The organism is Alteromonas sp. WD8-37, assembly GCF_055326825.1.
Genome location: NZ_JBUZOV010000001.1, coordinates 762,911 through 776,354 on the forward strand (window position 1 = coordinate 762,911; position 13,444 = coordinate 776,354).

The 13,444-nt window shown below is 48.7% G+C and carries 10 protein-coding genes and 5 tRNA genes; 2 read left to right on the forward strand and 13 right to left on the reverse strand.

The genetic code is table 11. From position 1 onward, the window contains the following. Positions 1–92: 92 nt before the first annotated feature. Positions 93–377: a hypothetical protein gene (locus ACTUJZ_RS03385; RefSeq protein WP_463634850.1), complete on the forward strand. Its 285-nt coding sequence runs from the start codon at positions 93–95 to the stop codon at positions 375–377. 36 nt (positions 378–413) lie between these two features. Here the strand turns inward: ACTUJZ_RS03385 and ACTUJZ_RS03390 are convergent, their stop codons facing one another. From ACTUJZ_RS03390 to ACTUJZ_RS03450, 13 genes are all read right to left on the reverse strand, one after another. Next, positions 414–1,163, reverse strand: a complete 750-nt coding sequence (locus tag ACTUJZ_RS03390; protein WP_463634851.1) for a hypothetical protein — start codon at positions 1,161–1,163, stop codon at positions 414–416. Between the two features lie 473 nt (positions 1,164–1,636). Next, entirely contained in the window at positions 1,637–2,368 is a 732-nt protein-coding gene (locus ACTUJZ_RS03395; RefSeq protein WP_463634852.1) for a GIY-YIG nuclease family protein, read from the reverse strand. Positions 2,369–2,990: 622 nt separating this feature from the next. Further along, positions 2,991–3,077: transfer RNA gene (locus ACTUJZ_RS03400), tRNA-Leu, on the reverse strand. Between the two features lie 53 nt (positions 3,078–3,130). After that, positions 3,131–3,204 (reverse strand) — tRNA-Cys (locus ACTUJZ_RS03405). 129 nt (positions 3,205–3,333) lie between these two features. Beyond that, positions 3,334–3,408, reverse strand: a tRNA-Gly gene (locus tag ACTUJZ_RS03410). 187 nt (positions 3,409–3,595) lie between these two features. Further along, a complete protein-coding gene (gene pgsA / locus ACTUJZ_RS03415) occupies positions 3,596–4,162 on the reverse strand; it encodes a CDP-diacylglycerol--glycerol-3-phosphate 3-phosphatidyltransferase (RefSeq protein WP_463634853.1) in 567 nt (188 codons plus the stop codon). Between the two features lie 52 nt (positions 4,163–4,214). Then, positions 4,215–6,032: an excinuclease ABC subunit UvrC gene (gene uvrC, locus ACTUJZ_RS03420; protein WP_463634854.1), complete on the reverse strand. Its 1,818-nt coding sequence runs from the start codon at positions 6,030–6,032 to the stop codon at positions 4,215–4,217. A 7-nt stretch (positions 6,033–6,039) separates the two neighbouring features. Beyond that, positions 6,040–6,684, reverse strand: coding sequence for a UvrY/SirA/GacA family response regulator transcription factor (uvrY, locus tag ACTUJZ_RS03425; RefSeq protein WP_463634855.1), 645 nt, complete (start codon positions 6,682–6,684; stop codon positions 6,040–6,042). Between the two features lie 240 nt (positions 6,685–6,924). Further along, a complete protein-coding gene (locus tag ACTUJZ_RS03430) occupies positions 6,925–7,629 on the reverse strand; it encodes a pirin family protein (protein WP_463634856.1) in 705 nt (234 codons plus the stop codon). Positions 7,630–7,725: 96 nt separating this feature from the next. Continuing rightward, complete coding sequence (locus tag ACTUJZ_RS03435; protein ID WP_463634857.1) at positions 7,726–8,832, reverse strand: aminotransferase class I/II-fold pyridoxal phosphate-dependent enzyme; 1,107 nt, start codon at positions 8,830–8,832, stop codon at positions 7,726–7,728. Then, positions 8,829–10,925 carry a 5-histidylcysteine sulfoxide synthase gene (gene ovoA, locus ACTUJZ_RS03440; protein WP_463634858.1) on the reverse strand — a complete coding sequence of 699 codons (2,097 nt, stop codon included), beginning with the start codon at positions 10,923–10,925 and terminating at the stop codon, positions 8,829–8,831. The genes ACTUJZ_RS03435 and ovoA overlap by 4 nt, the downstream gene beginning before the upstream one ends. Positions 10,926–12,222: 1,297 nt before the next feature. Continuing rightward, positions 12,223–12,314 (reverse strand) — tRNA-Ser (locus ACTUJZ_RS03445). Between the two features lie 80 nt (positions 12,315–12,394). After that, a tRNA-Ser gene (locus ACTUJZ_RS03450) sits at positions 12,395–12,486 on the reverse strand. A gap of 254 nt (positions 12,487–12,740) precedes the next feature. Between ACTUJZ_RS03450 and ACTUJZ_RS03455 the strand changes: the two genes are divergently transcribed. Beyond that, a complete protein-coding gene (locus ACTUJZ_RS03455) occupies positions 12,741–13,406 on the forward strand; it encodes a Bax inhibitor-1/YccA family protein (protein ID WP_463634859.1) in 666 nt (221 codons plus the stop codon). The last annotated feature ends 38 nt before the right edge of the window (positions 13,407–13,444 follow it).

Genomic DNA, 13,444 nt, shown 5'->3' on the forward strand with positions numbered 1-13,444 from the left:
CACCGTAACCGATGAAGACACGCCAGGTATTGCAAGGCAAGTTTAACCAGCCTGCTTACCTATATTCATCCACCAGCAAGCGAGGACTTATCATGCAAGTGCTTAAAACTGACATGCAAAATGATAAATACAAGTACACCTGGGGCGGCGATGAGGATGTTGGGCCGGCAAGGGGCATGAGTGATCGGGTTAAAATTGATCGAGATCATGGCGCCGAAGTGCGAGATTTTATCCAGGCCATCGTTAATCGCTTTAATATCGAAGATCAGGGTATGATCCCTAAAATTGAAGATGCGGTGCACGCTGCCGACGACAGCCATGTGGTATCCCGCCATGAACTTGAACAGGATGTAATTGACCGACTCAATCTGAGCTAAAACCGGCTACAGGGCGCTCACAGCGCCCTGATGATTTTACTGTTGCGTGATTTCCAACTCAACATCTGCAATGAAGACCTCAGTGGTACCTTCGAAACCTGAGTCAATAGATACATATACCCAGGCATCGCCCGATGAGCTAGTGGTGACAGTGTATCCCTCATCATTTGCTAACGTCTTTAGCTCCCAGGGTTGGGATTCCTGGGATGCTTCACAGGAAATGGGTAAACCGATATTACCTAATAACGCAACATCTTCTCCGCCGGACTGGCCATCGTCGATATTGACTCTGTACATAGCGTTGACTCCCGACTCTGAGGAGACAAAGCGCGTTGGCTCGAAGGACAACACAGCGCCTTTGACATACACAGACGAGCCCGGCCCGCCGCCAACGCCGGCGCATTCGTTTGATTCGCTGGTAATAATCTCCACACGAAAACTCACTGAATACGTTGTATCAGCCTCAAGCTGGGTAATTTTCTTTTTTATAAATCCTTTAATATCAGCTGAATAATTGAACCAGCTAAACCTGATACCTTGGCGATATTCATAAGGTTCGGGTAATTGCGCTAAGCCAGCCGCAATTTTTTTATTATCTGGGTGGTCGACATAATAATCGGCGACATCAATTTCAAATCCTTCCACACTATTAGAGAAGTTGTATGAAAGAACCACGCGTGGCGCGATTGGCAAAGCAATGTATGACGGCGCTTCATTTTTCTCAGAAGACGAGCCGCAGCTAGTTAGGAGTATTATAAACGGCAGCATACCGTATCGGTAAGACATTAAAATTCCTTTTCAATGTAAGACATGTGCAAAACAAACAATGTTTTGATTAAAAGCTACAGATAAAAATTGACGCACTGTAAACAGAAGCCTACCGCTAATACAAGCGATTGCCAATCTTAATAAAGGAAGGTGTAAGAAAAATGGTGCCCGGGGCCGGACTTGAACCGGCACGCTGTTACCAGCGAGGGATTTTAAATCCTTATGAAAAATCCATATATCTACTGTACTCATCGGATAGATCGCCTAACTACCCTACTCATTTAAGTCGTTGTTTCTCCGTTCTACAGTTGGGTTTTGTTAGGTACAGAATTTTTTTAGAGTCACACTCTATTACTGCTCGCAATACGTCTTAAGATGCTATGTATTATAGTGCCAAGGTTTACCTTGATACTACTAGCGGTGTTCTAGATGAGAAAACCGATAGATGTTAGCGTCTTTCGACGCGTTTGCTAACGGGCTAACTGGACCACTTAGCTTCTTTCAATTTTAAATTCAATGCGATTCTCAAGTATGAATTTTTCTAGCTCATCAATAGAAGTGCACTTCTGAGAAAAGTTGAAAGCTAAAGCCTCACGGATTTTATTTATATCTCGAAGCAAAAGTTTCTTTTGATTCTCCCGAAAGGAATTAATACTTCTGCTGCTACGTACGCGCGACTGGCAGCTTCTGCATATTAAAGCTAGATTTGCTAGTTTGCTTTCTTCTCCGTCGCGATATTTAATAACACCTATTCGTCTATCATCTACTAAGCTACCGCATACCTGGCAAGTACAATTACATTTTTTGTGTACCCATAACCGTAACTCTCTTGGTATCTTAGTTGATACTGACTCTTCCGAGCTCAACCATTTTTGAGCTTGTTCAATCACTTCCTTTGGAACCAAAGCAATGTTCAAAGGCGGTTTAAATTTCCTAATTAGCGCTGCTTCGCAATGGTCAATTTCATTATCGGGAAGCTCGCAAAAAGCTATTAAAACTTCATTCAAATCATAGTCACTCTCAATTTCTTTTAGTTTGTGATGCGCTAGCCACCTGGTGTAGAAATTATTGGTCTTTCCGATGTATAGGATTTGAAATTTTAATAACACAACGATATAAACGCCGGCTTTGGTGGGAAGTTGCCCCCTGTCGCTAAACGGCAATGCTGGAAGTAGATTTAAAACATCACCTGCACTCGCTATATTCCTTAAATCTTGATTCATATTACGGTACCCGGATAGTAAATAATCAGACTTTTAGTGAGAATAAGCAGTAAAATTCGTTTCTGCTGAGAAGCCATATTTGGACATGTATGCATATGTACGAAGCTGCTGATACTATTGAGAATAGCCAATTTCTTTTCAGGAGGTGAGCTAGACTTCAAGCTACGTGCCATGTTTTGTTATTCTCATCCTATTACATAGGGCTTATTACAGGCACAATTATTACTCTGCTTATTTAGTATAGTGCCAACCTTGCACATCCGCTGGTAGAACCTCGTATCTAAACCAGTGCTGTGTGAGTCTGAAAATCGGCGACATCAATTTCAAATCCTTCCACACTATTAGAGAAGTTGTATGAAAGAACCACGCGTGGCGCGATTGGCAAAGCAATGTATGACGGCGCTTCATTTTTCTCAGAAGACGAGCCGCAGCTAGTTAGGAGTATTATAAACGGCAGCATACCGTATCGGTAAGACATTAAAATTCCTTTTCAATGTAAGACATGTGCAAAACAAACAATGTTTTGATTAAAAGCTACAGATAAAAATTGACGCACTGTAAACAGAAGCCTACCGCTAATACAAGCGATTGCCAATCTTAATAAAGGAAGGTGTAAGAAAAATGGTGCCCGGGGCCGGACTTGAACCGGCACGCTGTTACCAGCGAGGGATTTTAAATCCCTTGTGTCTACCAATTTCACCACCCGGGCATGGGTTGGTCGGGATGACCTGGTGCAGGCGGTTGGCCTGTAGAGAAACAATGTGGAGGCGGAACCCGGAGTCGAACCGAGATAGACGGATTTGCAATCCGCTGCATAGCCATTCTGCCATTCCGCCACATTGTTTTTGTATGTTTAAAGACGTTTGGAGCGGGAAACGAAATGCATAACTGGCAACCACGTTGTCGCGACTCGTCGCAATACGTTGTGTACCCTATCACCTGCATTTTCCAAACCAAAAGACGTTTGGAGCGGGAAACGAGATTCGAACTCGCGACCCCAACCTTGGCAAGGTTGTGCTCTACCACTGAGCTATTCCCGCATACATAAACGTGCAATAAACACTGCTTGGGTGGGCTGCTGCCTGCCTCAAACGTGGGATGCATTCTACCTACCCCACCCAAACTGTCAATACGAAAAAGCGCTATTTTTCAGGTAATTTTGCTCATTTTGAATCGTTTGCTAGTTTTTTATGCACTTTGCGTAAACGGCAAACAATTTGAGCAAAATCAGGCTTTTCCTGTGAGGTGTTTTGAAGCTGCAAGAGTGTAGCTGCACATAGACCACAACGACAATAACGCAGCGATGTACAACAAGATATACCCTAAGGTCACCCAGTAGATCGGTACACCCATAAAGGTTTCTAAGCCGGACAACAAGCCAATCAAGGCCAGCATCTGGGCCATGGTCTTGGCTTTACCAATAAAGGATACCTGCACCTGGTCGCGCACGCCCTGGCTGCCCATCCATTCACGTAGCGCTGACACATAGACCTCACGGATCATCAATACAATCGCCGGTACCGTGATCCATAACGACGCATAGCTATGGGTAATCATCAGCAGCGCAGCCGCCACAATCAGCTTGTCTGCCACCGGGTCTAAAAACGCGCCAAATGGGGTGCTTTGCTTGAGACGTCGCGCCAGATAGCCGTCAAACCAGTCGGTGATGGCCGCCAGCCAGAATAAGAACGCGCCGGTTTCTTTGGCCCAACGCCAGTCCAGAAAATACACCATCACAAAAATGGGGATCAAAATAACGCGAAATAAAGTGATGATATTGGGTACGGTCCACATAGTAACTTCTCTGTTAATACCACAAGGGTGGTTCGGCCTGCTTTGCTTATTGTTAGTTGTGCAAATGGTCGTAAATTGTTTCTGCCAGCTCTTGGCTGATCCCGGGAATGTTGGCTATTTCTGCCTTGCTGGCTTTTTTCAGCCCCTGCAGTCCTCCTGTGTATTTTAATAGCGCCTGGCGCCGTTTAGCGCCTATTCCTGGTATTTCTTCCAGGGTGGACGTATTTCGCACTTTTTGCCGGCGATTGCGGTGGCCGGTAATGGCAAAGCGGTGTGACTCATCACGTATATGCTGAATCAGATGCAGCGCCGGGGCATGGCTTTCCATAGGAATAGTTTCATGGCTATCGGCCATAATCAATGTTTCCAGGCCTGGCTTACGGGTTGTACCCTTCGCCACCCCAATAAGCATCGGCCGCTTGTCGTTTGGCCAGTGTTCAAAAAATGACTCAGCCTGGGCCAGCTGGCCTTTGCCGCCGTCGATAAACAAAATATCCGGGATCTTGTTCACTTCACTGGGTGTTTTATACCGGCGTTTGAGTGCCTGCGCCATGGCCGCATAATCATCGCCGGGGGTGATATCTTCGATATTGTACCGTCGGTAATCGGCTTTTAACGGCCCTTCCCGATTAAACACCACACAGGAGGCCACAGTCAGCTGACCGGATGTATGGCTGATATCAAAACATTCCATGCGCTGGATGGGCACTTCCCGTTCCAGTGTTTCTTCTAAATTAAGATAACGAGCGTGCACCGATTTTTGTTCAACATAACGCGCTTCTAATGCGCTTTGGGCATTATTTTGGGCCAGTTCCAGATAGCGGCGCTTTTCTTCCCTGGCTCCACGAAATAGTTTAACCCGATATCCTGCCTCACTGCTAAGCACATCGGCTATCGCAGCTTCGTCACTCAACGGCATCGGCAGCACAATCTGTTTTGGAATGATCTTGTTGCCGGCCAGATAAAACTGCAAAAAGAAGGATTCAAACACTTCTTCGTCTGACGCAGTCGGTGGCACCTTGGGATAAAAAGCTTTGCTGCCCAGTAGTTGGCGATCGCGGATAAACATGGATTGAATACACGCCATGTTGCCGCGCAGGGCAAAACCAAACACATCCATTTCGTCCTGGGTACCGGCTACCCATTGACGCTCCTGCACTTTGCGCAGCGCAGTAATTTGATCGCGATAGCGGGCGGCAGCCTCAAAATTCATCGCCTTGGAGGCATCTTCCATGCGCGCCACCAGCGTGCCGATGACCTGCTGGTTTTTGCCTTTTAAAAACAGTTTGAGCAGGCCCACCTGCTCTGCATAGTCTTCATCACTGACATAGCCTTCGACACATGGGGCGCTGCAGCGTTTCATCTGATATTGCAAACACGGCCGGCTACGGGCGCGATAGTAGCTGTCCTCACACTGACGCACCGGAAAGATCTTTTGCATAGAACGCAGGCTTTCACGCACTGACCAGGCGCTGGGATACGGGCCAAAATACTCGCCCTTGCGCTTTTGCGGGCCGCGATGAAACGCCACCCGCGGGTGCTCGTGATCGGAGATAAAGATAAATGGGTAAGATTTGTCGTCCCGTAACACCACGTTGTAACGTGGTTTATATTTTTTGATGAAGTTGTTTTCCAGCAAAAACGCTTCGGTTTCGCTGTTAACCACCGTCACATCCATGTTGGCAATCTGGCTGACCAGTGAACGGGTTTTGGCGTTGTCGACCTGCAGCCGAAAATAACTGGCCACCCGTTTTTTCAGGTTTTTAGCTTTGCCCACATAGATCACATCCCCCTGCTCGTTGTACATGCGGTACACGCCGGGTTGATGAGTAAGATGTTTTAAAAATTCGGCTGCGTCGAATGTAGCCATGCCTGCCTTACAATGCGTTGGGATCGATCAATTTGTGCCGGTAGGCCAGATGGGTAAGTTCCACATCGGTAGCCACACCCAGCTTTTCAAACATCCGATAGCGATAGGTGTTTACGGTTTTGGCGTTGATGCTGAGCTCATCGGCGATTTCAGGTACACGCTGGCCGCGGGTTAGGCGTAACGCGATGCTGAGCTCCCGGGTGGACAGGCTATCAAAAGGATTTTCAGAATCAGCGGATAATTTATTGATAGCAATATTCTGGGCAATTTCCGGTGGTAAATATTTTTGCCCTGAGGCCACTTTGTAAATGGCACGGATCATTTCTTCCTGCTCGGCGTCTTTAGTGATAAAGCCAAAAGCACCAATCTGCATCACCTGGGCAGGAATAGGATGTTCTTTATGCATGGATAAACAAATCACGCGGGTACTTTCAGCCATGCGTAGCACTTTTTTGGTGGCTTCAAGGCCGCCCATGCCCGGCATGTTCACATCCATCAACACCACATCCGGGGCATTACGCCTGCACAGGGTTACAGCCTCTTCGCCACTTTTGGCTTCGGCTATAACAGAGAAATCTTTCACATCATCGAGGATACGACGGATCCCTGTTCTGACCAGCTCATGATCGTCCGCCAGGATTATCTTTATCACCTTGTTGCTCACCGCTATCGTTGTTGTGATTTTTATAACAGTAAAACTGCTACGTTGGCATAATACCATGGTTCATTTATGTGTGAAGCATCGGCATTATTTCTTTTATTAACGGCAAAATGACGGAAAATCTTAATAATTTTGCTGCTGATTACATAATAAATACTTTAACAATAGCAACTAATTACATGCCCGAGCTGAATATCCAGCCCGGATTTCGGCAAGCGGGTCTGCCAATATTTAAGGGCGTGGCATATCAAACCACAAGGCTTCAAATGCCTCACCAGCGGTAAGTTGCAGGTCTGGCTCATCAATCAGCCCTACGCCATCACCAGCGGCCAGCATTCCCGTTTCCGCCAGCTGAGGTGTGATTGCATGGCCGCGCACCACCTGCAGATAACCGGCCCGCTGCCCTAGCGGCAACTGGAGCTGTTCGCCTTTTTGTAACACCAGCCGGGACAAGATGAGATCCTGATTCACAGAAATGGCAGTGTCACTGCCAGTGGGTGTCACAATAGGCGTCAGCGCCTGTTCCTGGTGTATGGTTTTTTGCGCATAGGAGGGCGTGATACCGGTTTGCTGTGGCATCACCCAGATTTGCAAAAAGTGCACATCGTCGCTGTCCGAGGCGTTAAATTCAGAATGCATGATGCCGGTGCCAGCGCTCATGCGCTGGATATCCCCGGCCGGGATAACCGCCTCATTGCCGGCGCTGTCTTTATGCTTCAAGGCCCCCGAGACCACGTAGGAGATAATTTCCATATCTTTGTGGCCGTGGGTATCAAAGCCATAGGCTGGCTTGACCCTGTCATCATTGATGACCCGTAAGACCGAAAAGCCGTTATGTTTGGGATCGTAATAGCGGCCAAAGGAAAAGCTGTGGCGGCTTTTTAGCCATCCAAAATCCGCAGTGCCACGTTCAGTGGCCGGGCGATAATAAATCATAAGGGTAACTCCAATATTGTGATACCCATATTGTATGTACTAGTTAAAAGAATAAAATTGCAAACATGTGCAGTTTTCATTCTATTAAATAGAACATTATGGAGCCAGTCGCGCTAGTACCTGTTGCAGATAACCGGGGTGAGTGGCCAGATTTAGGCGAAAGTAGCCTGGCGCGCCGTATTGAGAGCCCGGGCCTAGTGCTAGCCGGTAGCGTTCAAACATAATCTGCTCGGCCTGCTTTCCCAATGCAGTGGCATTCAGCCAGGCAAAATAAGTTCCGGGACCCAGCCAAATAGAAAATTCTTGTGCCAATGGCGCGTCTCTGACTATCTTGCGATTGACTTTTAGTTGCAGCATGAGCTCGTCAAACCAGTCTTCACACTGGCTGTAGGCGCGGTTAAGAATGGCGCAGGCCAGCCATGACGGTGCCAGGTGCCGGGCTTCAATGGCCTGGCTGAGTTGTTCGCGCCGCTTTGGATCGGCCACCAGCGCATACGCGGCGTTATCTACACTGGCCAGGTTAAAGGATTTAGCACCCGAGCGCAGGCTAACCACTGTTTGTCTGGTAGCGTCAGGTAAGGCCAACAATGATGCAGGGGCCACCTCAAACACAAAGTCGGCGTGCACCTCGTCACTGATCAGCGTGATATTGTGCTCATGGCAAAATGCTGTCAGTTGCTGTAACTGCTGTTGGCTATACATGCCACCCGTAGGATTATGCGGCTGGCAGATGATCATGGCTGCCACATCGCTACGCAACAAAGAGGGATCAAAGTCTATCCCCTGCCCCTGAAGCGTAAGCGGAATAGTGTGCAGCTGACGCTGAGAGCCTGTCACACATTGCATAATGGGCGCATATACCGGCGTAAATACCGTGATGGTGTCGCCTGGTTCGCTGAACAGATCTACACACAGATACAGTGCGTCAACCACATTATCCAGCGGTACGATGGTATCAGCCTCTACCTGCTGACCATGCCGAGACAACCAGTAAGTCACTGCATCATCGATGGCGCCCCGGCAATATCCCACCACCGGGTGACGAGCCTGGTCGGCCAGCACCTGGGCTACCGGCGGCGGCATCAGTACATCCATGTCCGCAATCCACATTGACAGCGTGTCGTCATACACCCTGCCAAATTTCGCTTTCACGCCATCGTATTTAAGCGCGCCAGTGCCCTGGCGCTCGATGAACATGCTCATCGGACGCGGGTAAACACGTTAAACTCCGACAGCGAATGTTGGAACTTGCGCTTAGTTTCGCGGATCACAAATTCCACTTCAAACGGGTCCGCCAGGCGTTCGCATTTGTCCATCGCTTGTTCCAGCGCAGCAGTAGAGGTAAGAGTTTCGCCATTGGCATCTTTATAGCCGCCTAGCCATTCATCACGCTCAGTGTAGTCGGTGAGCCAGGTAAACGGCGAGGCCACCACCAGTACTCCACCCACGTTGAGCCGCTGTTGCAAGTCTGCCAGCACTTTTCGTGGTGAATACACCCGGTCGAGCAAATTGCCCATAAAAATCAAATCATAACCGGTATACTGGGGTTTCAAATTACACGCATCACCCTGGGCAAAATGCACTTTATCAGCGACCGCTTCCAGGCCCATATCGCTCAGTTTGCGCGCCTTAAAGCTGGTCAATTCACCTTCATCAATCAGGTGGTAGCGGATCTCTTTGCGCTCCTGCATGGCAAAGGCGGTTTTGATAAACCGTGCTGAAAAATCGATGGCGTCGACATGGTCAAAGTGCCGGGCCAGTTCAAACGCACTGCGCCCCACTGCACAACCTAAGTCTAATGCTTTTCGTGCTGGTTTGTGCTGGCAGTAGGCAATGCAGTGCTCGGCCGAGGTTTTGGCAAAGTTAGCCACACCATAGTAGGAATCGCCATAATGAAATTCACTATATTGCGACACCTGGGTGTCACTTTCATAATCAAAATCAGTCACTGTGATGGCAATGTCGGACTCGACATACCGAAAGCCGGCATGCTGAAAAAAATGACGGCGAAAAGCATACCGGCTGTCGCGGGTAGCCTCATTGCCGGTGGAGGCCCATGAGCCGCCTTTAATCAGATTGTGCTTATTGTCAAAGGTGGGCGTTGTGAAATCATCGTATAAGGGGTGAACCTTGAAACCCTCAAATGGATAAATCGGCGTTTCTGTCCACTGCCACACATTGCCGGCCACATCAAAAAAGTTGCCATGCGGGTTGCTGTCCACCGGCTCTGATGAAGCAGCTTTAGACAGGCTGATATTCATGTTGTCGGCATAGCGTGCATAAGTCAGCCCGCTTTCATCACGTAAACGCTGCCATTCATTTTCTGTAGGCAGGCGAATCGAGATATTGCGGGTTTGGCTGAGCCAGTTACAGAATGCCTTGGCTTCGTGATAATTGGCATCCACCGGCCAGGACAGAGGTAACGGCATTTCTTCTACCATTGCCCGATACACATAGCCATCCTTGGTCCGGCGCCAGAATACCGGATGTTCCGCTTGGGTGTAATTACGCCACTGTAAGCCTTCCGGCTCCCACCAAGCATCTTCGGAATAACCGCCAGCTTCTACGAAGGTTAAAAACTCCTGGTTGCTGGTTAGATATTTGGCTGCGCGAAATGCCGCCACCTGCTCATGTTGATGCCCATATTCATTATCCCAGCCATAATACTCGGCATCTTGTTGCTTGTTGTTAATTACCACCCCGGCAGCGACTTCCTGAAGTTGATTTTCAGGCGGCTCACTGTGTGTTGTGGAAGCGCGCCAGTTGTCCTGCGCACTGATATAGGCCAAATCCAGCTGACGAATAAGCACCGAAGAGGTTTCAAGATGAATGCGTTCGTGCTCGATGCCCATGATCACCGGCCACATGGGGCTTTGCCAATCGATGGGCATGCTAAAGGGCATGGTTCTGATCAGGTCGCTTACCAGTTGGCGCACAGTCTGACGATACTCCCGGACGGCCTCCACCGCTGGCCAGTTATAATTTTCCTGATTAAGATCATCCCAGCTCATCTCGTCTACCCCGACGGCAAACAACGACTCAAACTCGGGATTGATGCGGTCGTTGATAAGTTTGGCCAGCACCAGTTTGTTAATAAAAAATGTGGCGGTATGGCCATAATAAAAAATCAGCGGATGACGCAGCTTTTCCGGGCGCTGATAAAATGCTTCGTCACCGGCCAAGTTCGCGAACAAGCTTTCATATAAATCAAAGGTGTTTTCAAAATACGCCAGTATCTCTTCGCGTTTTTGCGCCTCGGACCCCGTCCGAAGGTTGGGCGTATGCAGTGCTGCCATAATACTTCCTTCTTTCCCGCAGACCTAAGTTGGCACAGATTGCTGCAGGCATGATGCTTTTGGGTTAGTTAAAATGGGTAGGAGTGTGCTGCTTTTTTACGGGCAAGGCGGAATATCAGTTTACAGCGGAGGGTTTGATTGAATGAACAATTGTTCATGTAGGTGGATTAGTGGGATTTGTCGTCATCAACGATGCTTAGAAGCAGTTAAGCTGCATCTTGGACAGAGTCATCGAAGCACCAAACCGGGATCTCCTACTACAGCGTTTGAGAGGCTATAGAAACACTACGGTTATCCCTAGGAGATTGCGGCGTGCGCCGCATCTCATACACAGTCTTCCCGGCGCTAAGCCGGGATCTCCTGCTACAGCGTTCGTGAGGCTGTAGTAACACTCCGGTCAAACCAAAAAGATTGCGGCTTGCGCCGCAATGATGGATGTTGTTTATTATGCCGCGCCAAAATTTTATCCACGACCCACCATAGACACCGTCATCCCGGCGCCAAGCCGGGATCTCCTGCTACAGCGTTCGTGAGGCTGTAGTAACACTCCGGTCTACCCAGAAAGATTGCGGCTTGCGCCGCAATGACGGATGTTGTTTATTGTGCCGCGCGAAAATTTTAGCCACGACCCACCATAGACACCGTCATCCCGGCGCCAAGCCGGGATCTCCTGCTACAGCGTTTGTGAGGCTGTAGTAACACTCCGGTCTACCCAGAGAGATTGCGGCTTGCGCCGCAATGACGGATGTTGTTTATTACGCCGCGCGAAAATTTTAGCCACGACCCACCATAGACACCGTCATCCCGGCGCCAAGCCGGGATCTCCTGCTACAGCGTTCGTGAGGCAGTAGTAACACTCCGGTCAAACCAAGAAGATTGCGGCTTGCGCCGCAATGACGGATGTTGTTTATTGTGCCGCGCGAAAATTTTAGCCACGACCCACCATAGACACCGTCATCCCGGCGCCAAGCCGGGATCTCCTGCTACAGCGTTCGTGAGGCTGTAGTAACACTCCGGTCAAACCAAGAAGATTGCGGCTTGCGCCGCAATGACTATTGAAAGGAATTTTTTCAACCCAAACAAAAAAACCCACCAAAAGGTGGGGCTTTGTAATGTGGCGGAGAGTGAGGGATTCACTCGCGCCGTCCCTGGCGCTCGCCCTGCGGGCAGCCTTCGGCTGTGCAAAACGGCTTTCCTGCCGTTTTGTCGAACCAACGGGGGTTCTCACCCTCACGGAAGGTTCTAAAGTTTTTTCAACCCATACAAAAAACCCACCAAAAGGTGGGTCTTTGTAATGTGGCGGAGAGTGAGGGATTCGAACCCCCGGAAGGTTTGACCCTTCGCCTGATTTCAAGTCAGGTGCATTCAACCGGACTCTGCCAACTCTCCAAAACTGTGCTACCTTGCGGTAGTTGTATGAACCTGTCCGTTGGTTCTGTTCGCATCGCCGTAGCAATGCGTATATAATATGGCGGAGAGAGAGGGATTCGAACCCCCGGAAGGTTTGACCCTTCGCCTGATTTCAAGTCAGGTGCATTCAACCGGACTCTGCCATCTCTCCTGAAGAAGTGATGCGTATCTTAATGATATTTTGAGGGCTGTAAAGCCTTTATTAAAAAAAAGATGTTAAGTGATGGCCATTTAGCCAACTTAGCCATAAATTAAACAAAGTAAGAACAAGATCATCCACGGCTGCGAATATTTCGTATAATATGGCAGTTCAAATACTTGAAATTGGGAACTAAAACCCATACAACTGACTCAAATAAAACACTTACCGGTTTTGGTGTATTTTTAATCCTGTTGGAGGGAATGATGGACAACCGTTCGATGTATGCAAGTGCATCACAGCAGTCGGTGCTGGAAACCAATAAGGTGTTACGCAACACCTATATGCTGTTAGCCATGACGCTGACCTTTAGTGCTGTGTGTGCCGGAGTAGCGATGGCTGTGGGCGTAGGTCCCATGGCATCGTTGGGAATGATGATTGGTGCATTTATTACGCTGTTTGTGGTACATAAAAAAGCAGATTCTGCATCGGGTATTTACTGGGTATTTGCCTTTACCGGCCTGATGGGCGCATCCTTAGGCTATACACTGCAGTATTATCTGCAAGTAGGCGGTCCTGAGCTGATTATGCAAGCCTTAGGCGGCACAGCGCTGGTGTTCTTTGCTCTGTCCGGCTATGCCCTGACTACCAAAAAAGACTTCTCATTTATGGGTGGCTTCTTAATGGTTGGTCTGGTTGTCGTGATTGTGGCAGGTATTGCAAATATTTTCTTTGCAGTGCCCGCGGTGAGCCTGGCGCTTAATGCAGCGATTGTGTTCATCATGTCTGGTTTGATTCTGTTTGATACCAGCCGAATCATCCACGGTGGCGAAACCAATTATCTGCGTGCGACTGTTGCGCTATACCTGAACATTTATAACCTGTTCACTTCACTACTGCACTTATTAGGTGCCTTCGGTGGCGACGACTAACAGGTAACAAGAAAGGAAAACACCCCGCCAGGCGGGGT

Excerpts from the sequence above, each read along its gene's own strand:
- ACTUJZ_RS03385 (WP_463634850.1), top strand. The coding sequence starts at position 93 with ATGCAAGTGCTTAAAACTGACATGCAAAATGATAAATACAAGTACACC.
- ACTUJZ_RS03390 (WP_463634851.1), bottom strand. The coding sequence starts at position 1,163 with ATGTCTTACCGATACGGTATGCTGCCGTTTATAATACTCCTAACTAGC.
- ACTUJZ_RS03395 (WP_463634852.1), bottom strand. The coding sequence starts at position 2,368 with ATGAATCAAGATTTAAGGAATATAGCGAGTGCAGGTGATGTTTTAAAT.
- pgsA (WP_463634853.1), bottom strand. The coding sequence starts at position 4,162 with ATGTGGACCGTACCCAATATCATCACTTTATTTCGCGTTATTTTGATC.
- uvrC (WP_463634854.1), bottom strand. The coding sequence starts at position 6,032 with ATGGCTACATTCGACGCAGCCGAATTTTTAAAACATCTTACTCATCAA.
- ACTUJZ_RS03430 (WP_463634856.1), bottom strand. The coding sequence starts at position 7,629 with ATGATTTATTATCGCCCGGCCACTGAACGTGGCACTGCGGATTTTGGA.
- ACTUJZ_RS03435 (WP_463634857.1), bottom strand. The coding sequence starts at position 8,832 with ATGAGCATGTTCATCGAGCGCCAGGGCACTGGCGCGCTTAAATACGAT.
- ovoA (WP_463634858.1), bottom strand. The coding sequence starts at position 10,925 with ATGGCAGCACTGCATACGCCCAACCTTCGGACGGGGTCCGAGGCGCAA.
- ACTUJZ_RS03455 (WP_463634859.1), top strand. The coding sequence starts at position 12,741 with ATGGACAACCGTTCGATGTATGCAAGTGCATCACAGCAGTCGGTGCTG.